We start from the raw sequence: 22267 nt of genomic DNA, 5'->3' as shown, positions 1-22267 counted from the left end.
GATTTGCTTAACCCAAAAGGAGCTTCCGATGAGCATGTTGAGACGTTTGAAGATGACGATGGGCGCGGCGCTCGCCGTGAGTCTGGCCAGTACGCTGGCGGTGCACGCCGACGAGCAATTCTTCCCGCTGCAAAGCTATCGCGTTGGTCCCTATGCCGCCGGCGGCACCGGGTTCTTCGGAGGCTTCATCGATTACTTGAATTTGGTCAACATCCGCGATGGCGGCATCAATGGCGTCAAGCTGACCTGGGACGAAGGCGAGACCCAGTACGAGGTCGAGCGCGGCATCGAGGTCTACGAGCGGCTGAAGAGCCATCCCGGGATCGCCGCCTGGAATCCGCTGTCGGTCGGCATCGCCTATGCCATGATCGATCGGATTACCAAGGACAGGGTGCCGCTGATCACCATCAACCATGGCCGCACCGATTCGACCGACGGGCGCGTCTTCCCATATGTCTTCCCGCTCCTGCTCAACCCCTACAGCGAGACCTCCGGCATCGTGAACTACATTGCCTCACGAGAGGGCGGTCCCGACAAGCTGAAGGGCAAGAAGATCGTCGTGCTCTATCACGGCTCTCCCTATGGCAAGGAGACGATCCCGATCTACAAGCTCCTGGCCGACAAATATGCCTTCAGCCTGGAACAGATCGAAGTGCCGCATCCGGGCAACGAGCAGCAATCACAGTGGTTATCAATCCGCCGGGCGAAGCCGGACTATGTGGTGCTCCGCGGCTGGGGTGTAATGAACCCGGTCGCGCTCAAGACCGCGCAGAAGGTCGGCTTCCCCGCCGACCATATCATCGGCAACGTCTGGTCCAATTCCGAAGAGGACGTCATTCCCGCCGGTGACGCGGCCAAGGGTTATGTCGCGATTACGACCCAGGCCTCTGGTTCCGAATATCCGGTGCTGCAGGAAGTGATCAAGACCGTCTACGGCGCGAACAAGGGCAATCTCGAGGATAAGAAACGGATCGGCAGCGTCTATCACAACCTCGGAATCGTGAACGGCATCCTCAATGTCGAGGCGGTCCGGATTGCGCAGGCCAAGTTCGGCAAGCGCACCTTGACCGGCGACGAGGTGCGCTGGGGCTTTGAACATCTGCAACTCGATCCGGCGCGGGTCGAGGCGCTGGGCGCGAAGGGCCTGTTCCACTCCATCAACGTCACCTGGGACAATCACGAGGGCGACGGACGCGTCACCTTCCAGCAGTGGGACGGCAGCAAGTGGAAGGTCGTTTCGGACTGGATTGCACCGGACTGGGCGTTCCTCCGGCCGATTATCGAGAGGTCGTCCACGGCCTATGCCAAGGAACATGGCATCAAGGTCCGGACCTCCGGCGACGATCCGGTGAGCCAGTAACGCGGTGAAGCTCGCTACCGGCGGGAGCTCGGCTCCCGCAGGTCTCGGGTGGGATGGATCAGGGCATGAGTGACGTTCTGCTTTCGGTCGAGCGGCTGGCCGCAACCTACAATCACGCCATCCGCGCCGTGAACGATGTGTCGTTTGCGGTTCGGCGCGGCGAGATTGTCGCCGTGCTCGGCGCCAACGGCGCCGGAAAGTCGACGACCCTTCAGGCGATCTCGGGGCTACTGCCCGCGCGGCGTGGCCAGGTGGTTGCCGGGCATATTGTTTTCGACGGCAAGGGCATTGCGTCCGCGTCGCCCGCCAAGCTGGTCCGGGCCGGGATCGTTCCGGTGCTGGAAGGCCGGCATTGCTTCCGCTCGCTCACGGTGGAAGAGAACCTCATCAGCGGCGCGATTGGCCGGGACGCGAACTCGCGCGAAATTCGCGCCGATCTCGACAAGATCTACGCGCTTTTCCCGCGGCTCAAGGATCATCGCCGGTCGATCTCGGGACTGACCTCAGGCGGCGAGCAGCAGATGACCGCAATCGGCCGCGCGCTGATGTCGCGGCCACGGCTCCTGGCGCTCGACGAGCCATCGATGGGGCTCGCGCCGCTCGTGGTCGAGAACATTTTCCGCGCGCTGAAGCAACTCAACAGCGACCAGGGGCTCTCGATCCTCGTCGCGGAACAGAATTCAACGGTTGCGCTGCGCTTCTCCGATCACGCGGTCGTCCTGGAGAATGGCCATGGTGTGCTGTCCGGAGCGTCAGTGGAATTGCGCAATCGCGACGACATCAAGGCGCTTTACCTCGGCGGATCGACGCAAAAGGAAGTCGGCGAGAAGTCACTGACACACGCCCTTGCTTGAATTTGATTGAGACAATGGAGACTGATCATGGCAAACGACAATCTGGCGCGTAAGATCAATGAGGACGTCTATTCCCGGCTAGATGCCGCAATCGAGGCGACCGTAAAGATCGACGCCGATCGCAATGATCAGGAAGGCCGATTTCCCAGAGAGAATCTGAAGACGCTGGCGGAAGCCGGCTGGACCGGCGTATTGAACGAACCGCGATTTGGCGGGCTTGGCCTCGGCCATGTCGATTTCGCGGAAGCTGCTTACCGCATCGGGCAGGCCGACGCCTCGACCGGCCTCGTCTACGTCATGCATGTCGGCGCGGCCCAGACGATCAACCTGTTTGGCAACGACGACCAGAAGGAGCGCTGGCTTAAGGCGAGCAGCGGCGCCTTGCTTGGCACCTATTCGACCAGCGAACGCGCCACCGGCGGACACTGGTGGTATAACCTCTCCGAAGCCGCGCGAGACGGCGAGAACTATGTCCTCAACGCCGAAAAATCGTTCACGACGAGCTCCGGTCAGGCCGATTTCTACGTGGTGCAGACGCGCACGCCCGGCGCGAAGGACCAGACCGACATTATTTTCTTCATTGTCGACGGCAAATCTGAAGGCATCGAATCAAAGCCGTGGAACGCCCTTGGTGTGCGCGCCAACCACTCCGGGCCGATCCGCTACAACAATGTAAAGGTCCAGAAGCGGGATCGGCTGGGCGCCGAAGGGCAGGGGAAGGAGATCATCTACGACGGCGTATCGCCGGTCTATCTCATTGGGCTCGGCTCCGTTTGGGAAGGCGTGGCGCGTGGGGTGCTGAATGCGGCGGTGGCGCACACAAAGAGCTTCGTTCACAAGGACCGCAACAAGAGTCTTTCGGACTACCAGGCAGTCCGTCAGGAGCTCGGTGCGGCCAAGGTACTGGTCGAGACGCTGCGGCCTTGGCGGCTTGAACTGGCGGCGAAGCTCGATGAACTCTGGCGCGCCGGCAAGCCCCAGAGCGAGATCCTGATTGCATTGACCGAGTTCAAGGTCCATGCCGCCGAGGTCGCCAACAAGGTCGCCTCCGCGGCACTGACGGTGACCGGAGGCTATGGCTATCACCGGGGGCCGATTGAGCGTTCCTTTCGCGACGCGCGTGCAGCCATCGCGATGGGACCGTCCAATGTGATTGCGCGGGATTGGATCGGCAAATCGCTGGTCGGTCTGCCCCTCGAGCTTTTCTATGAGGGAGGAGAATAGATTGGGTTGGCAGCCAAACGTCAGCGACCGTCGAGACGATCTTGCCTGAATACGAGGGACCCCCGCTTCGGGGAATGTGCCATGAACGTAGTTCCCCGCAATATCATGACCGATATTGCCGTTTCGTCCGCTGATTTCCGCGGCGTCATGCTCATCTGACCGGTGGCGTCAGTGTCATCACGGTAGGCCTCGGCAAGGACATCACCGGCATGACTGTGACCTCGGTGACGTCGTTCTCCGTCGACCCACCGACGCTGATCGTCAGCATCAATCGCGATACATCCTCGTTCCCCTGATCAAACGCCACGGTGCCTTCGGCGTGAATATCCTCACCGCCGACCAGCTCGATGTTGCCGAGCGCTTTGCCGGCAAGGGTGGACTGAAAGGCGCCGATCGCTTTGTTGGCTCGGACTGGAGCGCGGGCAAATCAGGCGCTCCGTTGCTCGTCGGCGCCTTAGGCGCGCTCGATTGCGAGGTCGAGGAGATCATCGAGCGCCACTCGCACGCCATCGTCATCGGCTGTGTCCGCGAGATCCGTAGCTCGACCCGAAGCGCCGCGCTCGCTTACTGGCACGGGCAGTATGTGGCGGTTGACCAGCAAGGCGCCGCAAGGCTTGCCGAGATCAGCGTTCCCGTGCGGGGACGCTCGGTCGTGTGAAAGTTGGTTGGGGCGCCGGCGAACGCCTTGTACTTCGAAATGCCAAGGCGTCCCGGTGCAATCGATTTGCATTTTGTTGACCGATGTATCGATCCGCGAATGTCTGAACGACCGGAACGCCGCATGAGGTTCATGCCCCAGAGAGTTGGATACGACAGCCGTCAGCGCATGGCGCGCCGCTATTTCTCCGCCGCTACAGGGCTCTGTTGCCTCTGCTGACTGCCTCCTGAGCGGCATACCCCATTCGCGCTAGCACCAAATACGAGAGCAGGCCCTTGCTAGGCATTGCTGCTGTGCGAAGACCTCTCCGCCCGATTGGAGCGATCTTAGATTTCCCACCTGATTCACACATCTGAATCCCTTTCGCACGAAGTCCGTATTATCTTGATCATCGTTGGATAGGGGGAGACCACTATGGGGTTTGATACCGCTACCACAACGCTTCTTCGCGCTATCCTCGACGAGGTCTGCGAAAGCATTTCCCGGCACGAAACTGGCGTCCGCGCCCATGTCGCCTCGAAGATTCTGGAAGCGGCCACCAAGGGTGAGAAGACACCCGATGGCCTCAAACAGATCGGTCGAGCCGCCCTTTCCGAAGCACCGACCATGTGGCGGTAGGCCAGGACAATGTCAGTTTGTCAGTCAGGTGAACTTCCAGGTCACAGTCCTGAAGATTTTGGTGAGCTATCCGGATGGGTTTGCTCCGCTGGCCGAGCTTAAACGCGACATGGCCATTTTGGCGACGAGCGGTCGGGACTGGGCCGAACGCACCAAGAGAATGGCCGCCCGTGTGTCGGGCCTCAACATTTTTTCGCAGAAGCTCATTGAGCGCGGGAATGGCGGCTGGCGCATCACCGAGAAGGGACGTTCGCTCCTCGAATTCAGGGAAGCGCGGGCGATCGCTGCGGAGGTTTCGGCAGAGACCGAGGCCGTTTCTTCCGAGCAACCGAAGCCCGTGATAGCTCCATTGCGCCCTGCAGAGGCGCGTCGGCGACGGCATGAACGCCGCCAGCAATTACGCGCCGGCAATGGAAGACGCGCCAGCAAATCTTAGCGCTGCGGTCCTCGCTGGAGATTCTGCCCCAACCGGACTTCGACCTTTGTGGCGTTTTGTGTCGACGCGCAATGCCCTGGAAGCTCAGTGGTTGGCCGTCTCCCTATCGGGGACCGGGCTGTCGGCTGGCGCTGAAACCCCAAGCTGCGCCGGGTTTTCACCCTTTCGGGCGTTCATCCCTGACGAAAGCTGCGGTGGGAGCGGAAATTTCGTGAGCGTCAGCGATCGGCGATGCGCTGGCCATGACGGGTTGATGGTCGGAGGAGAGCCTTCTGGCGCCGTCATGGAGATTGCCTCCCATGAATACGAAGGTCCTTGATGGCCGCCGCGACGGTGGCGGTTACAGAGTGGATGTGAGCCGCGGCGCGCGCGTCGGTCGGCTATCCTCCGAGTGGTTTCCCGACCCTCAGATGAGCGCTATCTGTCACTCATGCGAACTCGCCCGAACGGTGCGTGACCGCACGCGGCGAAGCCGCACGCGCGTGGTCGAAACCGCACGCATACATGTGGAAGCAAGCCGCGCCGACTTCGAACGCTTGGCCCTGAGGCTGCCGGGTTGGGAGCTGCACGATCTGCTTGAGGCACGTGGTGTTTCGGCCTCTAGGATCGACTGCTACGTTTAGGATAGCGCGAGTAATCGCCGCCGACCGTTGCGATGAATTACCGGAAGCTGCCGCGGTCTTGCGGGTCTCCCCATGCATGGCCCATATTAATGATACGTTTATGGATCTTTTGCTTTGGATATGATACGTAAACGGAACATGTCGCTTGACGCCGGTTACCTCGCAAGATATGTATACGTATCTTTATTTGGATAAAAGATACGAGTACAGCTCATGGAACGCGGTTCACAGACCACCTTCCGGCTAGGACGGCTCCTCCGGGATGCCAGGAAACAAGCGGGTCTGACTCAAGAGCAGGTGGCTGAACGCGCAGGGATTTCCAGGCCTCGTTACCGCGATATCGAGCAAGGCGCGGCCGCCGCGCGCGCCACTACCCTGATAAACGTCGCGCGCGCGCTGGGTATAGAGTTGATGCTGATCCCACAAGCAATGGTCCCTGGCGTCAATGCTCTGCTTCGTCCTTCCGACGACGAGGACCGGCCGGCATTCACCACCGATGAGGATGATGAATGAGTGTCCAGGTCCGCGCCTCCAAAACCATCCAGTCCCTCGACGTGTTCCTTCAAGAGCTCAAGGTCGGAACGCTCGTACGCACGCCAGGCGATTTCAACGCCTTCAGCCTCGATCCGGCCTATCGAGCCATGGCAAGGCCTCCGATCTTGAGCCTTTCGTTGCGCTCCGCCGATGGCGGCCTCCGCAAAGATCCGAAGCCCGTGGCGCACGTCTTGCCGGCGTTCTTCGCGAACATGTTGCCTGAGGACAGGCTCCGCGAGGCAATGGAGAAGCACCACGCAGGAGCGGTGAGGCCGGGCAACGATTTCGACCTGCTGGCGGCGCTTGGCACGGACTTGCCGGGCGCCGTGCGCGTCGTGCCCAGCGACGGCACCAGCACGAGAGCTGCTCAAGACGATTTGCATGCGATCAAAGCTCGCTTTTCTCTGGCCGGAGTTCAGATGAAGCTCTCGGTGATGAAGAGCACGGGCAGGGCAGGCGGTCTGACCTTGTCCATCGGCGACGAGCAGGGGCAGTACATTGCGAAATTCCCTTCAACCAATCTTGTCGGATTGTCGGAAAATGAGTTCGCCATCCTGGCGCTCTCGGAGGCCCTCGGTATGGATGTGCCTCAACGAGAGCTTGTTGAAAAATCCGATTTCGAGGAAATACCTGAAGAGTTCAATACCCTCTCGACCGGTAAAGTCTTGTTGGTGAAGCGTTTCGATAGGGGCCCCGAAGGCAGGCGGATACATATCGAAGACTTTGCCCAGGTATTCGGCCGGCAACCATCCAAGAAGTACGATGACGCTTCATACCACGATATCGCCTCCGCACTGAACGTCGCGGTGTCGACAGATGCCGCACTCGATTTTGTTCGCCGCCTGGCTCTTGCCGCGCTTGTCGGGAACGGAGACATGCACTTGAAAAATTGGTCCACGATCTATCCGGGCGACGGTTGCACTCCGGCCATCGCCCCAGTGTACGACGTGCTGTCGACCACCGCCTATTTTCCAAAAGACGACATGGCGCTGTCATTGGGGGGCGAGAAGTCCTTCAAGGCGCTTACTCCGGATCGTTGGCGGAAGTTTGCCAACCGGGCGCGGCTACCGGATCCCGCGGTCATCTCGGCCGTCAAGCAAGTCGTTTCATCGGTGAACGATCTTTGGTGGAGCCTTCCTGAGCGGGATGTTGTTCCGACGGCTGTCCTGGAAAAGATCGATGCAAAAATCCGCGAGATGAGCCTGGTTCTGGATCCGAGCTAAGTCTCAAATCTCTTTTGCCCTTCGGGTTCGCGAGCATTGCTGGGTTTGGGAGCGGCAAGAAGATCGGCGCCGAGAAGGCCGACGCTGCCCAAATCGATGATCACCTCGATCCCGCCGTGGTGCTGAGCGTTGTGCTTGAACCCGCCTTTGTTCGGCGATGGCGAACTTTTCTGGCCGCATGGCCGACACAACGTATCGGCATATCGCGTCGACCTTAGCGCGCCTTGCCGATGGCTGCCGGCTGGTGACGATGTCAGGCGCAAATTACTTGCCCGAAGCTTTAGCCTCGCGCGACGCCTTCGCCAGATTGCAGGAACGCGGCCGCGTAGTGTTCACCGCTCCGGCGCGCAAGTTCGGGCCTACAGCGTCGGCTCGAACTGGCAGTGCACCAGCATCTCGGAAACCGAGGCGTTGTTCGGCAGCATGAGCGCGGTCTCAACCAGGCGGGCGATGTCGTCTGGCTGGCTCATCTCGTGGCGCGGGATCTCGTCGTCATTCAGCGTCATGTCGGTGGCCACGTAACCCGGGCAGATCACTGTCGCTCGAATGCCGGCCGCGCGTCCCTCCCGGCGGATGCCGTGGGTCAGCGCGACCACCGCGAATTTGGTCATGGCGTAGCCGACATTGCTGCCCACGCGCTTGCCGGAGAGGGATCCGAGATTGACGACCCGTCCATGACCGCAGGCGGCTAGATGCGGCAGAACGGCTCTGACGAGGCGCAGGGGACCCTTGACGTTGACGCGCCACATGTGGTCGAGCTCGCTCTCGCCTTCGTCGCAGACACGAACCTTCGGATTTATGCCGGCAGCATTGACGAGGGCGTCGACGCAGCCCCATCGTGCGACCGTCGCGTTGACCCAAGAGATCGGACTGCCGGCGTCATCCGCGTTGTAGTGATGCGTCATGAGCCGATCGCTCTCGGTAAGGCGGCTCGGGTCGCGAAGCCCTGCCGAGACCCGGAAGCCCGATGACAACAGCCGGTCGACGACGGCGCGTCCGATGCCGCGCGACGCCCCCGAGACCATGACGATCCGATTGCCGACCTCCAACATCTTAAGTCCGTCTCCTTTTGGTGAGCCAGGGGGCATCGCGAAATGTAAGGCCGAGCGGCGGATGGCGAGTAAGAGAAATTCACTCTGCCGGCATCGGGCGTGCTTATGGCCCGCGGGCCGGCACCATCCGGTCGGGATATTGGATGTCCTTATGAGGGCAGAACAAATCCGCTGTATGCCCGCATCGGCGCATGCCCGTAATTTTCCCGCCGCCGTGGCTGCTTGAAAAATTGGCTACCTGCAAAAGAGCCCTGCGGATGGGATTTTCGGACTATCGAACGGCGTTGGTGACGGGCGCATCCTCCGGTATCGGGGCTGCGACGGTTCGGCGCCTCCGCGCCGAGGGGCTTGAGGTTCACGCGCTGGCGCGCGACGCCAGGCGGTTGGCGAGCCTATCGGCAGAGACCGGATGCCGCATCTGCGAAGTCGATGTCAACGATCTCGCGGCCCTAACGCGGCTTGCGGGCGCGGCCGAATTCGATGTTCTCGTCAACAATGCCGGTCAGTCGCGGCGCAGCAATATCCTGGATACGGCGGCGGATGATGTCGACACCCTGGTCGACGTCAATCTGAGCGCGGTTCTGCATCTGACGCGGCTGATCGCACCAGGCATGGCGAGGCGCAACCGGGGCCACGTGGTCAACGTCTCCTCGATCGCCGGCCATTACGCCTTCGGCGAGAACACAACGACATTCAATTCCTCCGTGGCCTATCACGCCACCAAGGCGGGCATTCATTCGCTGTCGCAGCAATTGCGTGTCGATCTCTACGGCACCTGCGTTCGCGTGACCGAGATCTCGCCCGGCCGCGTGGCGACGAGCATCTTCCAGAACCAGGATGCCGCCGACAACCCGGATGCCCGCTTCGTCGGTGGCTTCGAGACGCTCCTATCCGACGACATCGCGGATGCCATTGCATTCGCCGTAAGGGCGTCGGCGCGGATGAACGTGGCGATGATCGAGGTCGTTCCCACGTTCCAGGTCGTTGGTGAACTGCGATTTGCGAGCCGAACCCAGGCCGCACATTTGAAAGACATGAGAAGTGGAGCTGACAATGCCTGAACTTGCAAACCGCCTGAAGACCGTGAAGGTGTCCGCCTCGGCGGCGATGACGGACAAGGCGCGCGAGCTCCGGGACGCAGGCGTCAAGATTGTAGGCCTGTCGTCCGGGGAGCCGGACTTTCCGACGCCGCCGCACGCGATCGAGGCCGCGCACAAGGCGGCGCTGCGTGGCGACACCAAATATCCCGCGCAGCCGGGTTCGGTCGCGCTGAGGACCGCAGTGCAGCGTAAGTTCAAGCGGGAGAACAATCTCGACTATGCCTTCGACGAGATCCTGATCGCCAACGGCGGCAAGCAGATCATCTTCAACGCGCTGTTCGCGACCTGCAACCCGGGCGATGAGGTCGTCATTCCGGCACCGGGCTGGATCACCTATGCGGACATCGTCCAGCTCGCGGAGGCGACGCCGGTCGCCGTGCCCTGTCCGGAGAACAACCAGTTCAAGCTCCGCCCGGCGGACCTGGAGGCTGCGATCACGCCAAGGACGAAGTGGCTGATCCTGAACTTTCCCAACAATCCGACCGGCGCGGCCTGCTCGCGGGCCGAGATGCGGGCGATCGCGGATGTCATGTTGAAGCATCCTAACGTCTGGATTCTCACCGACGACATCTACGAGCATCTCACCTATGACGGATTCGAGTTCTGCACCATCGCGGAGGTCGAGCCGAGGTTGAAGAACCGCGTGGTGACCGTAAACGGCGCCTCCAAGGCCTACGCCATGACGGGCTGGCGGGTCGGTTATTGCGGCGGGCCGAGGGACCTTATTGCTGCGATGAACAACGTCCACGGTCAGGCGACCGGCGGAATCTGCACGTTGAGCCAAGCGGCGGCGGTCGCGGTGCTGGACGGCCCGCAGGACTTCCTGAAGGAGCGTGCGGACATCTATCGCAACCGGCGCGATCTGGTGGTCGGGCTGCTCAACCAGATTCCAGGAATCACCTGCCACAAGCCGCAGGGGGCGTTCTACGTGTTTCCGAACATCGCCGGTAGCATCGGCAAGACCACCAAGGGCGGTCGCCGGCTGGACACCGATGCCGACTTCATCTCGGCGCTCTTGGAGGAACAGCATGTCGCAGCCGTGCCCGGCGGCGCCTACGGCATGAGCCCTTATTTCCGCATTTCCTACGCGACGGACACCGAGTCCCTTAAAGAGGGATGCCGGCGCATCGCGAGCTTCTGCGAAAGCCTGCGCTGACGCGTCGATATGTCAGGGGGCTTGGCCCCCGGCGGAGAACAAAAGCCGCAGCGAGCGGCATTTATCGGTCAAGATCGGAGCAGTATGCCGCACCAATTGTCATAATCCTTCCTAATGCCCCTAAACGAAGATGTTCTTGGTCCTGTAGGATGCCGGCGCATAAGCTTTGTGCAAAGAGGGGTATTGCCTTGGTATCGCGCAGTCGAGGACGGCCAGCGATGACCACCAGCGACAATGCGGTGGCGGTTTTGAGCGTTGAAGCTCCACCGGCGGCCCGGCGGGGACCGGGCTGGCGCCTGGCGCTGCCGGTCGGGCTCCTGGCCATCCCGATGCTGGCATTCCTGATGTATTTCTTCTTCTATCCGGCGCTGGTACTGTTGCTTTCAAGCATCCAGACGCAGGACAGCCGCGGCATTATCGGCCGCCCGTTCACGCTCGCGCACTACGCGCGCCTCGTCAATGTCGAGCTCTACGCACGCGTGCTTTGGACCACGTTGCGGATCAGCATCATCACCTCGGCGCTGGCGACGGTGCTCGCCTATCCGGTCGCGCTGGTGATGGTGAAGAGTCGCCCGATGGTCACGCGGATCATCACGCTGATCGTCATTGCGCCGCTGATCGTCAGCGTCGTCGTTCGCGGCTACGGCTGGCAGCTGGTGCTTCAGAACGGTCCGAAGGGCATGCTGAACTGGATCCTGATGACGCTGCATATCGTCGATGCACCGATATCGGTCCTTTACACCGAGGCGGCCGTCGTCATCGGGTCGCTGCACGTGTTCTTCCCGATGATGGTGCTGCCGCTGGCCTCGGCGCTCGGCAAGATCGATCCCAATCTCGAAGATGCGGCCCGCATGTTGGGTGCGCCCTGGTGGAAGGTGTTCCTCCGGGTGACGCTGCCGCTCAGCATGCCCGGCTTCGTGGCCGGATTCACGCTGGTCTTCTCGCTCACCGCCGGATCGTTCGTCATTCCGGCGATCCTGGGCGGCGCCTCGGCGATCATGCTCGGCAATCTGATCGAGCAGCAGATCTTCGTCGTCTACGACTGGCCGTTCGGTGCGGCCATCGCCGTCGTTCTCGTCGGCCTCGTCCTTGCGGTGAATGGCGTCTCGATGTGGCTTCTGGAAGGCCGTCGTCTCAGGAGGCCCGAGTGATGGACGAGCGATTCTCCGGCTTCGGCGCCTTCATCCTCTACAGCATCACGACAGGCATGATGCTGTTCATCCTGGCGCCGCTGCTCCTGGTCATGGCCGTGTCGGTCTCCGATTCCTATTTCGTGACGTTTCCGCCGCAAGGTTTCACGCTGAAATGGTACGCCAAGGTTCTCCAGGACCGTGACTTCCTCGAGGCGATGAGGTTGAGCATCCTGCTCGCGCTCGGCACCACGGCGGGATCGCTCCTGCTCGGTGTGCCGGCGGCCTTCGCGCTGGTGCGCGGCAGGTTCTTCGGCCTCGCCGCAATCAAGGGGTTCCTGCTGTCGCCGCTTATCTTCCCGGCGTTGGTCACGGGCCTTGCGCTGCTCCAGGTGCTGACCAAGCTCGGCTCCCAGGATGCGCGGCTCAATCTCTTGATCGGGCACGTGGTGGTGACGTCGCCCTATGTCATTCGCACCGTTGTCACCAGCCTTCAGCTGGTGGACGAGAATTTGGAAGATGCCGCACGCACGCTCGGCGCCAACCGGTTGCGGACCTTCTGGCGCGTGACACTGCCGCAGATCGCCTCCGGCGTTGCGGCCGGCGGGCTGTTCGCCTTCATGGTGTCCTTCGACAATTACCCCGTCACCATGTGGCTGGCGAACTCCGAATATTCGCCCGTGCCGCTCGTCCTGATGCGGCAACTGGTCAACGTCTTCGACCCCTCCGTGCCGGCGATGTCGACGATCATCATCCTGATGGCGATGCTCGGCGTGCTGGTGCTCGAGAAACTGGTCGGCCTTCGCCGCGCGCTGGCCGCCTGATGTGCATTGGTAGATGGAGATTGAACCCATGAAGCTGACGCGTAGGACTCTCATTCAGGCCGGTGCATCTGCGATTGCCTTCCCGACCATCATCAGCCGGTCGTGGGCGCAGGCCGCCAAGCAGCTGCATGTCGGCGTCTACAATTCCGCGCTGGGCAAGCTGATCCAGAAGGAGGTCATTCCCAAGTTCGAGGCCGAGTTCAAGTGCCGCGTCTTCACGATCGAAGGCGCCACGCTCTCCAACATCGCCGCGCTCCGCGCGACCCGCGACACGCCGCGCTTCAGCATGATGATGATGGACGACGTCGGCATCCCCCAGGCCAAGCAGGAAGGGCTGATCGACAAGCTCGACGCAGCCAAGATTCCCAATCTCGCGAAGGTCTATCCCCGCTATCTCTTCGAGGAGGATTATGGCGTCGGCTTCTCGATCTCGAGCGCAGCCATGTTCATCAATCCGCAGGTGACGAAGCCGCTCGAGAGCTATGAGCAGATCTTCGATGCGAAGTATCGCAAGCAGATCCTCTTGAACACGCCCAAGAACACCCAGAGCGTTCTGATGCTCATCGTGGCGACCGCGCTCGTGACGGGCAAGCCCCTCAAGGAGGCGCAATACCTCGTCGACAGCGGCTGGGACAAGCTCGCCACCCTCAAGCCCAACGTCCTGACGATCTACGACAGCGAGGCCCAGGTGCTCCAGGTGGCCCAGGGCCAGGCGACGATCGGCGGCATCGAATATTCCAAAGCGATCTATCCGCATACAGCCAAGGGCATGCCGATCGACATGACCTTCCCCAAGGAAGGCGCGTTCACCGGCATCAACAGCATGACGCTGGTCAAGAATGCGCCCGAGCCCGAGCTTGCCTGTGCGCTGATCAACCGCATTCTGGAGCCTTCGGTGGCCAAGATGCTGTCCGAGCAGACCCTTAGCGCGCCCTCGGTGGGCGGGATCGACTTCAAGCCGGAGACGGCCAAGTTCCTGGCCTATCCCGACACCAAGGCAACCGATCTCGGGCTGTTCACGCCGGATTGGAAGTTCATCGTTCCGCGCCGCGGCCCCTGGCTGGAGCGCTATAATCAGGTATTCACGAGCTAGGGCGTCTACTCATAAAAACGCAGATGACTGAGCATATGAGCACATACTCACAAAGAAGTGGCTGGGAGAACTTGGCTCGCCGCATCGACGTTAGAGCGGCTCCTCCCGGCCGACAGCGCCGAAGCATTCTCATAACCCCTAGAGGAGCGTGCGATGTCCTGGAAGTCGAAGCCGAGCTGGTACGTCGTGGCCGACAAGGACAACAGTCCCCTCCAACCGGAGCTTCAAGGTTTCGTCGCAAAACCCATGGGCACGACTGTCTTCGAGACCGACGGCAGCCGCGTCCTCAAGCTGGTCCGGCCCGAGCTCGTACTCGACGTGATCCGCAAGGCGATATACGCTGTTCAGCGTGTAAGACGTCGCAAAGTGCATCGCACCCGTTCCAGCCAACCAAAGGAAAATCCGGGTGGTGCGAACGGCGAAGCTCCATTGCAGACCTCAGCGGATTTCGTGGGCACCCATAGTGCTGTCGTCAACGCTCTCACAGCGACGATCATGAATGCGGAGGCAGGGTTAAGCTGGCTGAGCGCTCAACCACCGGATCTTGAAGAAGTCCGGCGAACTCTCAATACCATCGCTAACGACGGTGAACGAATGGTCGAAATTGTAGTTCGACTTCGAGCACCGATAAAAAGGCCTCCAGTGAATGACGCTCTTGATTCTTGAGCCGAAACTACCGAGGTGAGCGGAGCAACGTCGCCTTTTGCTCGGCTCAGAGCGGGCGACGTCCGCTTCGCACTGGTGTTAAGGGCAAAGCAGGCAAAGGCGCTCTGATCCGCGCCATCGCGATTTATGAGTACACACCCTAGGAAAGGCTGCCATGAGGTCTTCCGAAGTCAGGCTTGATCGCCTCAGCAAGGAATACAACCGCACCGTTGCGGTCGACGATGTGTCGCTCACGATCGAGCCGGGCCACATGGTGGCGCTGCTCGGTCCGAGCGGATGCGGCAAGACGACCTGCCTTCGCATGATCGCGGGATTGATTCGCCCGACATCCGGCGACGTCTTCGTCAACGACAAGCGGATGACGGGCGTTCCCGTGCATCGCCGCAACGTCGGAATGCTGTTCCAGAACTATGCGCTGTTTCCTCATCTGACCGTCGAGGAGAACATCGCCTTCGGCCTCGAGATGCGCGGCATATCCAGGGCCGATGCTGCAAGGAAGGTGGCCGAGGCGCTCAGCCTCGTGCAGCTCGCCAGCTTCGGGAAGCGTTATCCGGCGCAGCTCTCCGGCGGTCAGCAGCAGCGCGTCGCATTGGGGCGGGCCCTCGTGATCGAGCCGGCGATGCTTCTGCTCGACGAGCCGCTCGGCGCGCTCGACAAGGGGCTTCGCGAGAGCATGCAGGTCGAGCTGCGCGCGCTTCAGCGCAGGCTCGGCCTGACCACCGTCATGGTGACCCACGACCAGGACGAGGCCCTGACCATGGCCGACAAGATCGTGGTGATGCGCGACGGCAAGCTGGAGCAGGTCGGCTCGGCGACGGAGATCTACCAGCGTCCGGCTTCGAAATTCGTCGCGCAGTTCATCGGTGCCTCAAACCTGTTTGAAGGGCCCATCGAGCAGCGCAACGGAAACGGTGTGGTCATTCGCGTCTCGCCGGAATTGAGTCTTCAGGTGGGCCAGCTTCCATCGTCTGCGAGTGACGTGATGGTCTCGATCAGACCCGAGGCCATCGTCGTGGAAAGGGCAGGCCAGGCCCCGGCCGCGCAACGCGCGAACAGCGTGACGGCGCGCGTCGATCAGGCGATCTATCGCGGCTTCGTCAGTCACTACTACCTCAAGACACCGAGCGGCGGGCAGATCATCGTGTTCGAGCAGAATCAGTCGCAACAGGCCGGGCTTCGATACGCGGTGGGCGAGGAGGTGGTCGCGCGATGGGAGGCTCCGAGCAATCACGTCATTGCCCGTCACTGAGGCCTGGAACGAGAGCTGCGGATGCGGGCAATCGACATCCCTTATGCCCGCAGACGAACATCGTCTTGGATCGGCTGCTGCTGCCTGGCTAGATTTGAGGTGACGACGCCACGCGCGTTGGACCAGCGAGGCCCTCTTGTCGATTAATCAGCCCAGCGCTCCGCTCGTCGGTACGATCGAGAAAAGTCCGAAGATCAGCCTGATCGGCACGCTTGCAATGCTGGTCGAGGCGCCGGGTGACTTTGACCTGGTTCAACAGGGGCGCATCTGGGCGCTCGCGGATGCTTTGTCGTGCTGGCCCAACGTCCAGGAGGCCGTCATTGGCGTCACCAATGTGATGCTCGTGTTCGACGAGCCGCCAGCGGATATCGGCATGCTCGGCGCCTCGATCGTCGAACTGTGGCATCGCGTGGCGAGCCGCAAAGCCGACGGCAAGATCATTGAAATTCCCGTGATCTATGGCGGCGAGCTCGGCTTCGACCTGCCGGCGGTCGCGAAGCACACTGGATTGTCCGCGCGCGACATCATCAGGATTCACAGCGAAGGCGACTACACCGTCTGCGCCGTCGCGAGCTCGCCGGGATTTGGCTACCTTCACGGCCTCGACCCGCGCATTCACATGCCGCGCAAATCGGTGCCCTCGCTCAACATGCGCGCCGGCTCAGTCACGATTGGTGGGATGCAGACCGGTGTCGCGGCGTTGACGAGCCCGAATGGATGGAACGCGATCGGCTGGGCCTCGGTCGTGATGTTCGATGCCTTGCGCGAGCAACCGTCCCTGATGCTTCCGGGGGATCGTGTCAGATTCAGGATCGATCGGATCGAGCTGTGATCGAGATCCTCACCAGCGCGGCCTTCAACACGATCCAGGATCTCGGTCGCCACGGCGCGCGCCGTTTCGGCGTGAGCACATCAGGCGCGATGGATCCCGTCGCGCTGGCTGCCGGAAATGCGCTGCTCGGCAATGACGACGATGCGGCCGGCATCGAGATCCAGACCTTTCCGTTCCGCCTGCGTTTCCAGGCCGATGCCGCATTTGCGCTGACGGGCGCCGATCACGCTACGACGCTGGCCGGATCACCGGTTCGTCCCTGGTGGTGCAAGCGGGCGGGGGCCGGCGATATCCTCGGGATCGAGGCGCCGCGGCGCGGTGCGCGGGTCTACGCGACGTTCGCAGGCGGTATCGACGTTCCCCGCGTGCTGGGCTCGCGCAGCACGCATCTGCGCGCCGGATTCGGTGGGCTTGAGGGACGACCCTTGCAGGCGGGCGATGTCATTCTGGTCGGAAGACGCGAAGTTGCCGGCCGTTTCGACTTCGGCGTTGCGCCGCCGGATGTCGCGATCGTAGACGCCGCTCCAGCGGACGACCGTGTGCTGCGGATACGCGTCATGCGGTCCGGCGAGTACGACCTGTTTTCGGAGGCGATGCAGGCGACGTTCTGGTCGACGCGATGGAAGATCAGCGCCCACAGCGACCGGAGCGGCTATCGTCTCACCGGCGGCAAGCTGACATTGGACACGCCCGTCGAGCTGCGCTCGCATGGTGTGGTGGCCGGCGTCGTGCAGGTGCCGCCCGCCGGCGAGCCGATCATCCAGATGAGCGACGCCAACACGGCAGGCGGCTATCCCAAGATGGCGGCGGTGATCCAGGCTGATCTCTGGCGTCTCGGCCAGGCAACGCCGGGATCGTTCATCGCCTTCAGCGAGGTGAGCTACCAGGACGCGGTCGCGGCCATGGCGCCCGTCAACGATTATCTCGCCGGCTTGCGGGCTGTCGCGGAGCTTTACCGAGCGCTTTGAGTGAACGTGAACAACAACAAGAGCAGGGTGCGAACATGAAAATCGGCATCAATTCGGACATGGGCGAAGGCTTCGGCAATTATCGCATCTGCGACGACGAGGCGCTGATGGGCATCATCTCGTCCGCCAACGTCGCATGCGGCTTCCACGCCGGCGATCCCATCATCATGGATCGCATGGTGCGCCTCGCAAAGCAGAAGGGCGTCGAGGTCGGCGCCCATCCGGGCCTGCCCGACCTGCTCGGATTTGGCCGCCGCGTGATCCAGATGGACGCCGCCGAACTCGAGAAGCACATGGTCTACCAGATCGGCGCCTTGCAGGCGATTGCCGCCAATGCCGGCCACCGCGTCACCCATGTCAGCTTCCACGCCGCGATGGGCAACATGGTCAATGCGGACCCCGACATGGCTGAGGTCGTCGCCCGCGCGATCGGGACCATCAACCGCGACTTCATCGTGTTCTCGCAGCCCGACGCCGAGATCGTGCGCGCCGCGCGCAAGGTCGGCCTGCGCATCCTGACTCTGTTCCTCGCCGATCGTGCCTATGACGAGCACGGCCATCTGGTGTCGCGCAAGCTTCCCAACTCGGTCATCACCTCGCCCGAGGCGGTCGCCGAGCGAGTCAAGCGGTTCCTGGACAGCGGAACGGTGAAAACCATCGAGGGCAAGTCGATCAAGGTCGAGGCGCGTTCGATCCTGATCCACAGCGACACGCCTGGCTCGGTCCATCTTGCCGGCACGGTGCGCCGCGTGATCGAAGAGGGCGGCGGCGAAGTTACGCCCGCAACCGTCTTGCTCAATTGAACGGGCGGATCCGCACGATCGGGGTGCCGTAGCCGACCATGGCGCCGGTCTCCCCGATCACGGCATCGACGGTGCCGGCGGTCGGTGCAACGACGGGTGCATACAACAGCCCGATCTTGACCAGGCCGACGATCGCACCGGCCTCGATGCGCTCACCGGGGGCGACGAACGGCTTGTCCTGCCAGGGATGGGCTGCAAGGAAGTGCCCGGCGACATCGGCTTTCGCCGTGACGAAATGATCCGTGGTCGGGGCGGCCGGCGTTGCAGGCGCCGCAATCCTGGCAGCCGTGTCGACGACGAGCTTCAGGGTCAGTCCCGGCTCCTCGATCTCGATCGTGTCGACCCCGGACCTTGCGAGGATCTGGGCCAGGCGCTCGATATCGGTGATCTCTATCGGCATGTTCTGGTCTCCTCGACAAGACGCACATTGGCCCTGAGCCGCTCGAGATAGGCCGACATCTCGGCCTCGGCTGCAAGCGCGTCGGTGTAGGCGGTCTGCTCGAACCGCAGCTTGCTGCCGAGGCGCGCCTGCCCGAGGCGCCAGAGATCGGCCCGGATCACGGTCGCGATCTTCGGATAACCGCCTGATGTCTGCGCGTCGCGCATCTGGATGATCGGCTGTCCGTTGGGCGGGATCTGGATGACGCCGGGGACGATGCCGTGCGAGCGCTTCTCGATCGGCGCCTTCGGCTTCACCGCGGGGCCTTGCAGTCGGTAGCCGTAGCGGTTGCTTTGGGGCGTGATCTTCCAGCTGCTGGACCAGAACAGCGCCTGCGTGTCGGCATCGAACCCGTCATATTCGCCGGCGACGATAACGCGGACGATGGTTTCGTCCGCAGCAGTGTTCGGCCGTGCCAGCGTGATGTCGGCCGGCTCGACCCCGAGCTCGCCGATGGTCGCAGTAGATGTGGCGCAGGGCAGGATGTCGCCCACCTGGAGCGGCCGTCCGTTCAAGCCGCCGAACTCGCCGCGAAACTGCGTGCTGCGCGAGCCCAGCACGATGGGCACGTCGACGCCGCCGCTGACGGCGAGATAGAGGCGTGCGCCGTGGGGCATCGCCTTGATGTTCAAGATATCAGCGGCGCGCGCATGCGAACGCCACCACGGTGGGACGGCACGTCCCGCGATCTCGGCCTCGACGCCGGCGCCGGTGAGCGCAAATGCCATGTCCCGGCCGAAGCGGAGACTGAACGGCATCATCGGGATTTCAATGCCGGCGGCGTTCTCGTCATTGCCGAGCAGGATGTTGCCGGCGCGCAGTGCCACATCATCCATCGCGCCCGACGTACCTACGCCAAAGCGATACTGGTCGAAGCGCCCGAGATCCTGGATGCTGGCGGGACCCGTGACTGACAGGATCTCGATCAACGGACCACCTGCTTGATCTCGAAGCGGATCGTATCGCCAGGCGCGAGCGCGGCCGGCGTGGGCCAGGATGGATCGAAGAACCTCCAGCTCGTGTGCCCGATGGCGTGCCAGCCGCTGGGACCGGGCGAGGCGGAGACACCGGTCTGCGATCCACCGATCGATACCGAGCCGCCCGCGGAACGTTGCAGCGGTGTCTGTCGCCGCGGCATGGTGATGCGCGGGTCCATGCCGCCGAGATAGCAATAGCCGGGATGGCTGCCCAGCGCGAACACCGTGTAGAGCGGCGCGGCGTGGATCGACACGACGTCGTCGATGGATAGGCCGCAATGGTCGGCGACGGACCGGAGCGAGGAGCCGATCTCGCCGCCATAGGTGACGGGCAGCCTGATCTCGCGGCCGCCGATCGCGAGGCTCTCCACGGAGTCCCAGCTCTCATTGAGGGCGGTGATCAGATCGTCGAGCTGACGAGGCGGTGTCTCGAAGGTCAGCATTAGGTTGGTGATGCCGGGAATGGCCTCGCGGATATCTGGCCATTTCGACGCCGTCGCGGCCAAGGCCCAGATGCGTCGCTGATGAGGCAGGTCGAACGTGCCGGGCGCTTCGAACAGGAGAGCCGATGTGCCGAGCAGGCTGATCCGCGGGCGGTCGGGCGCCGTCATTGCGCGGCCACCTTCGCATTCATCCAGTGCTCGAGGTGATGGATGTCGTAGCCGCCGCGGCAGAAGGTGGGATCGGCCAGGATGGCCTGATGCAGCGGTACATTGGTTCGGATGCCTTCGGCACGCAACTCGGACAAGGCGACGCGTGCACGCGCCAGGGCCTCGTCGCGGGTGCTGCCGTGGGCGATCAGTTTGCCGATCAGCGAGTCATAGTGACGGGGAACGGTGGCGCCGGCCACGATATGGGAATCGACGCGGATGCCCATGCCCCCCGGCACGTCCCAGCGTGTCACGGTGCCGGGCGAGGGCGCAAAATTGACGGGGTCTTCGGCATTGATGCGGAATTCGACGGCATGGCCGACACGCGCGATGTCGCCTTGCGCGATCCCGAGTTGCTCGCCACGTGCGATGCGGATCTGCTCCTTGACGATGTCGATCCCGGTCGTCATCTCCGTGACGGGATGCTCGACCTGGACGCGCGTGTTCATCTCGATGAAGAAGAATTGTCCATCCTCGTAGAGGAACTCGAACGTGCCGGCGCCACGATAGCCGATCCGCCGGCAGGCTTCGACGCAACTTGCACCGACCCGCCCGATCAACGCGCGATCGATGCCTGGCGCGGGAGCCTCCTCGACGACCTTCTGGTTCCTGCGCTGAAGCGAGCAGTCGCGGTCACCGAGCCAGAGATGGTTGTCGTGCTGATCGCACAGCACCTGGATCTCGATATGGCGGGGCCTTTCGAGAAACTTCTCGATATAGACTGCAGCGTTGCCAAAGGCCTTGCTGGCCTCCGCGCGCGTCAGCGCGAGTGCCTCGTCCAGCGCGCTTTCGCTGCGCATGATCCGCATGCCGCGGCCACCGCCGCCGCCGGCAGCCTTGATGATGACGGGATAGCCGATGTCCCGCGCGATTGCGCGGACCTCCGCCGGATCATCCGGCAGAGCGCCGTCCGGCCCGGGCACGCAAGGCACGCCGGCCAGCCGCATCGCCCGCTTGGCCGCAACCTTGTCTCCCATGGTGCGGATACAGTCCGCGGGAGGGCCGATGAAGGTGAGGCCGGCGTTTGCTACCCGCTCGGCGAACTCCGCACGCTCCGACAGAAATCCGTAACCCGGGTGAATCGCCTGGGCGCCGCTGACCTCGGCTGCGAGCAGGATTGCAGCCACGTTGAGATAGGTGCTGCTCGCTGGTGCCGGCCCGATGCAGAGCGCCTGGTCGGCGAGCGCGACATAGCGTGCGTCACTGTCCGCCACCGAGTGGATGACGACCGTCTTGAGACCCATGGCCCGGCAGGCGCGCTGGATGCGAAGCGCGATCTCGCCGCGATTGGCGATCAGGACCTTGTCGAACATCACGATGAACCCGCAGGGCCGATCCGGAACAGCGCTTGTCCTGCTGCGATCTCGTCTCCGTTCTCGGCGAGGATCGCAAGCACCATTCCGGGCGCCTCGGCGGCGATGTCGATGAAGGTCTTCATCGCCTCGATGATGCAGATCTTCTGCCCGGCCTCGATCTTTGCGCCGACCTCGACCAACGGCGGCTCGTCGGGCGCCGCAGACCGGTAGAACACGCCGTGCATCGGCGCGGGCACGACGATATCGGCGGCAGCCGACGCCTCTGGGGCGGGAGCAGGGCTCTCCTGGCGATTGAGAGCAGGAACCTCGACAGCGCCTCCGCGTGCAGGTTGCACCGGGACCGGCGGCGCTTCTGCCGGCGAGCGCTTCAGGATACGGATGCGGGTTCCATCCTGCGTGAGGTCCAGCTCCGTGATCGAGGAGCGCGCAACCAGATCCACAAGCTGTTCGATTTTGGCGAGGTCCATAGTCACGCTCAGCGT

At 62.7% G+C, this 22267-nt stretch carries 23 protein-coding genes and 3 pseudogenes; 20 read left to right on the top strand and 6 right to left on the bottom strand.

What is annotated here, in order from left to right; all coding sequences use genetic code 11:
- Positions 1-28 precede the first annotated feature (28 nt).
- From GGD63_RS23100 to GGD63_RS40230, 10 genes and pseudogenes are all read left to right on the top strand, one after another.
- A complete protein-coding gene (locus GGD63_RS23100; protein ID WP_183245442.1) occupies positions 29-1360 on the top strand; it encodes an ABC transporter substrate-binding protein in 1332 nt (443 codons plus the stop codon).
- A 65-nt stretch (positions 1361-1425) separates the two neighbouring features.
- Positions 1426-2214 carry an ABC transporter ATP-binding protein gene (locus GGD63_RS23095; protein WP_183245441.1) on the top strand — a complete coding sequence of 263 codons (789 nt, stop codon included), beginning with the start codon at positions 1426-1428 and terminating at the stop codon, positions 2212-2214.
- 27 nt (positions 2215-2241) lie between these two features.
- Positions 2242-3438 carry an acyl-CoA dehydrogenase family protein gene (locus GGD63_RS23090; RefSeq protein WP_183245440.1) on the top strand — a complete coding sequence of 399 codons (1197 nt, stop codon included), beginning with the start codon at positions 2242-2244 and terminating at the stop codon, positions 3436-3438.
- An 81-nt stretch (positions 3439-3519) separates the two neighbouring features.
- A pseudogene (locus GGD63_RS23085) lies at positions 3520-4096 on the top strand (flavin reductase family protein).
- Positions 4097-4510: 414 nt separating this feature from the next.
- Positions 4511-4714 (top strand): hypothetical protein, encoded by a 204-nt coding sequence (locus tag GGD63_RS23080; protein ID WP_183245439.1) that lies wholly within the window; start codon positions 4511-4513, stop codon positions 4712-4714.
- 28 nt (positions 4715-4742) lie between these two features.
- Complete coding sequence (locus GGD63_RS23075; protein WP_183245438.1) at positions 4743-5150, top strand: hypothetical protein; 408 nt, start codon at positions 4743-4745, stop codon at positions 5148-5150.
- A 299-nt stretch (positions 5151-5449) separates the two neighbouring features.
- Positions 5450-5707, top strand: a pseudogene (locus GGD63_RS23070) (DUF932 domain-containing protein); the annotation flags it as partial.
- A gap of 279 nt (positions 5708-5986) precedes the next feature.
- Entirely contained in the window at positions 5987-6286 is a 300-nt protein-coding gene (locus GGD63_RS23065; protein ID WP_183245436.1) for a helix-turn-helix domain-containing protein, read from the top strand.
- Positions 6283-7530, top strand: a complete 1248-nt coding sequence (locus tag GGD63_RS23060; protein WP_183245435.1) for a type II toxin-antitoxin system HipA family toxin — start codon at positions 6283-6285, stop codon at positions 7528-7530. Before GGD63_RS23065 ends, GGD63_RS23060 begins: the two co-directional genes overlap by 4 nt.
- 77 nt (positions 7531-7607) lie before the next feature.
- Positions 7608-7870, top strand: a pseudogene (locus GGD63_RS40230) (hypothetical protein); the annotation flags it as partial.
- 19 nt (positions 7871-7889) lie between these two features.
- Here GGD63_RS40230 and GGD63_RS23055 read toward each other — a convergent pair.
- Positions 7890-8582: an SDR family NAD(P)-dependent oxidoreductase gene (locus tag GGD63_RS23055; protein ID WP_183245434.1), complete on the bottom strand. Its 693-nt coding sequence runs from the start codon at positions 8580-8582 to the stop codon at positions 7890-7892.
- Positions 8583-8839: 257 nt separating this feature from the next.
- On the opposite strand from GGD63_RS23055, the gene GGD63_RS23050 reads away from it, so the two are divergent.
- From GGD63_RS23050 to GGD63_RS23005, 10 genes are all read left to right on the top strand, one after another.
- Positions 8840-9643, top strand: a complete 804-nt coding sequence (locus GGD63_RS23050; RefSeq protein WP_183245433.1) for an SDR family oxidoreductase — start codon at positions 8840-8842, stop codon at positions 9641-9643.
- Positions 9636-10838, top strand: coding sequence for a pyridoxal phosphate-dependent aminotransferase (locus GGD63_RS23045; RefSeq protein WP_183245432.1), 1203 nt, complete (start codon positions 9636-9638; stop codon positions 10836-10838). Before GGD63_RS23050 ends, GGD63_RS23045 begins: the two co-directional genes overlap by 8 nt.
- A 218-nt stretch (positions 10839-11056) precedes the next feature.
- Positions 11057-11989 (top strand): ABC transporter permease, encoded by a 933-nt coding sequence (locus tag GGD63_RS23040; RefSeq protein WP_183245431.1) that lies wholly within the window; start codon positions 11057-11059, stop codon positions 11987-11989.
- Positions 11989-12792, top strand: coding sequence for an ABC transporter permease (locus GGD63_RS23035; protein ID WP_183245430.1), 804 nt, complete (start codon positions 11989-11991; stop codon positions 12790-12792). The genes GGD63_RS23040 and GGD63_RS23035 overlap by 1 nt, the downstream gene beginning before the upstream one ends.
- Before the next feature lie 28 nt (positions 12793-12820).
- The gene (locus GGD63_RS23030) at positions 12821-13885 is read left to right on the top strand and encodes an extracellular solute-binding protein (protein ID WP_246785605.1); all 1065 of its coding nucleotides are present in this window, start codon (positions 12821-12823) and stop codon (positions 13883-13885) included.
- Positions 13886-14038: 153 nt separating this feature from the next.
- Positions 14039-14551, top strand: coding sequence for a hypothetical protein (locus GGD63_RS23025; RefSeq protein WP_183245428.1), 513 nt, complete (start codon positions 14039-14041; stop codon positions 14549-14551).
- Positions 14552-14705: 154 nt separating this feature from the next.
- Positions 14706-15800, top strand: a complete 1095-nt coding sequence (locus tag GGD63_RS23020; RefSeq protein WP_183245427.1) for an ABC transporter ATP-binding protein — start codon at positions 14706-14708, stop codon at positions 15798-15800.
- Between the two features lie 136 nt (positions 15801-15936).
- Positions 15937-16632, top strand: a complete 696-nt coding sequence (gene pxpB / locus GGD63_RS23015) for a 5-oxoprolinase subunit PxpB (RefSeq protein ID WP_183245426.1) — start codon at positions 15937-15939, stop codon at positions 16630-16632.
- A complete protein-coding gene (locus GGD63_RS23010) occupies positions 16629-17600 on the top strand; it encodes a biotin-dependent carboxyltransferase family protein (RefSeq protein WP_183245425.1) in 972 nt (323 codons plus the stop codon). The genes pxpB (GGD63_RS23015) and GGD63_RS23010 overlap by 4 nt, the downstream gene beginning before the upstream one ends.
- A 35-nt stretch (positions 17601-17635) precedes the next feature.
- Positions 17636-18403, top strand: a complete 768-nt coding sequence (locus GGD63_RS23005) for a LamB/YcsF family protein (RefSeq protein WP_183245424.1) — start codon at positions 17636-17638, stop codon at positions 18401-18403.
- On the opposite strand, the gene GGD63_RS23000 is transcribed toward GGD63_RS23005, so the two are convergent.
- The 5 genes from GGD63_RS23000 to accB are packed head-to-tail and all read right to left on the bottom strand — an operon-like array spanning position 18396 to position 22252.
- Positions 18396-18803: a biotin/lipoyl-containing protein gene (locus tag GGD63_RS23000; RefSeq protein WP_183245423.1), complete on the bottom strand. Its 408-nt coding sequence runs from the start codon at positions 18801-18803 to the stop codon at positions 18396-18398. The genes GGD63_RS23005 and GGD63_RS23000 overlap by 8 nt on opposite strands.
- Complete coding sequence (locus GGD63_RS22995) at positions 18794-19771, bottom strand: biotin-dependent carboxyltransferase family protein (RefSeq protein WP_183245422.1); 978 nt, start codon at positions 19769-19771, stop codon at positions 18794-18796. Before GGD63_RS22995 ends, GGD63_RS23000 begins: the two co-directional genes overlap by 10 nt.
- Positions 19768-20430 carry a 5-oxoprolinase subunit PxpB gene (pxpB, locus tag GGD63_RS22990; protein ID WP_183245421.1) on the bottom strand — a complete coding sequence of 221 codons (663 nt, stop codon included), beginning with the start codon at positions 20428-20430 and terminating at the stop codon, positions 19768-19770. Before pxpB (GGD63_RS22990) ends, GGD63_RS22995 begins: the two co-directional genes overlap by 4 nt.
- Positions 20427-21782 carry an acetyl-CoA carboxylase biotin carboxylase subunit gene (gene accC, locus GGD63_RS22985; RefSeq protein ID WP_183245420.1) on the bottom strand — a complete coding sequence of 452 codons (1356 nt, stop codon included), beginning with the start codon at positions 21780-21782 and terminating at the stop codon, positions 20427-20429. The genes pxpB (GGD63_RS22990) and accC overlap by 4 nt, the downstream gene beginning before the upstream one ends.
- Positions 21782-22252, bottom strand: coding sequence for an acetyl-CoA carboxylase biotin carboxyl carrier protein (gene accB, locus GGD63_RS22980; protein WP_183245419.1), 471 nt, complete (start codon positions 22250-22252; stop codon positions 21782-21784). The genes accC and accB overlap by 1 nt, the downstream gene beginning before the upstream one ends.
- Positions 22253-22267 lie beyond the last annotated feature (15 nt).

Source organism: Bradyrhizobium sp. cir1 (assembly GCF_014198245.1).
Taxonomy (GTDB): Bacteria; Pseudomonadota; Alphaproteobacteria; order Rhizobiales; family Xanthobacteraceae; genus Bradyrhizobium.
The sequence above is the reverse complement of the archived record's forward strand: the minus strand, read 5'-3'. Positions and strand labels throughout refer to the sequence as shown.

Coding starts and splice junctions, on each gene's coding strand:
- GGD63_RS23095 (WP_183245441.1), top strand. CDS start 1,426: ATGAGTGACGTTCTGCTTTCGGTCGAGCGGCTGGCCGCAACCTACAAT.
- GGD63_RS23050 (WP_183245433.1), top strand. CDS start 8,840: ATGGGATTTTCGGACTATCGAACGGCGTTGGTGACGGGCGCATCCTCC.
- accC (WP_183245420.1), bottom strand. CDS start 21,782: ATGTTCGACAAGGTCCTGATCGCCAATCGCGGCGAGATCGCGCTTCGC.
- GGD63_RS23035 (WP_183245430.1), top strand. CDS start 11,989: ATGGACGAGCGATTCTCCGGCTTCGGCGCCTTCATCCTCTACAGCATC.
- GGD63_RS23000 (WP_183245423.1), bottom strand. CDS start 18,803: ATGCCGATAGAGATCACCGATATCGAGCGCCTGGCCCAGATCCTCGCA.
- GGD63_RS23065 (WP_183245436.1), top strand. CDS start 5,987: ATGGAACGCGGTTCACAGACCACCTTCCGGCTAGGACGGCTCCTCCGG.
- GGD63_RS23025 (WP_183245428.1), top strand. CDS start 14,039: ATGTCCTGGAAGTCGAAGCCGAGCTGGTACGTCGTGGCCGACAAGGAC.
- GGD63_RS23020 (WP_183245427.1), top strand. CDS start 14,706: ATGAGGTCTTCCGAAGTCAGGCTTGATCGCCTCAGCAAGGAATACAAC.
- GGD63_RS23055 (WP_183245434.1), bottom strand. CDS start 8,582: ATGTTGGAGGTCGGCAATCGGATCGTCATGGTCTCGGGGGCGTCGCGC.
- GGD63_RS23090 (WP_183245440.1), top strand. CDS start 2,242: ATGGCAAACGACAATCTGGCGCGTAAGATCAATGAGGACGTCTATTCC.
- GGD63_RS23100 (WP_183245442.1), top strand. CDS start 29: ATGAGCATGTTGAGACGTTTGAAGATGACGATGGGCGCGGCGCTCGCC.
- GGD63_RS23005 (WP_183245424.1), top strand. CDS start 17,636: ATGAAAATCGGCATCAATTCGGACATGGGCGAAGGCTTCGGCAATTAT.
- GGD63_RS23030 (WP_246785605.1), top strand. CDS start 12,821: ATGAAGCTGACGCGTAGGACTCTCATTCAGGCCGGTGCATCTGCGATT.
- pxpB (WP_183245421.1), bottom strand. CDS start 20,430: ATGACGGCGCCCGACCGCCCGCGGATCAGCCTGCTCGGCACATCGGCT.
- accB (WP_183245419.1), bottom strand. CDS start 22,252: ATGGACCTCGCCAAAATCGAACAGCTTGTGGATCTGGTTGCGCGCTCC.
- GGD63_RS23045 (WP_183245432.1), top strand. CDS start 9,636: ATGCCTGAACTTGCAAACCGCCTGAAGACCGTGAAGGTGTCCGCCTCG.
- GGD63_RS23080 (WP_183245439.1), top strand. CDS start 4,511: ATGGGGTTTGATACCGCTACCACAACGCTTCTTCGCGCTATCCTCGAC.
- GGD63_RS23040 (WP_183245431.1), top strand. CDS start 11,057: ATGACCACCAGCGACAATGCGGTGGCGGTTTTGAGCGTTGAAGCTCCA.
- GGD63_RS23060 (WP_183245435.1), top strand. CDS start 6,283: ATGAGTGTCCAGGTCCGCGCCTCCAAAACCATCCAGTCCCTCGACGTG.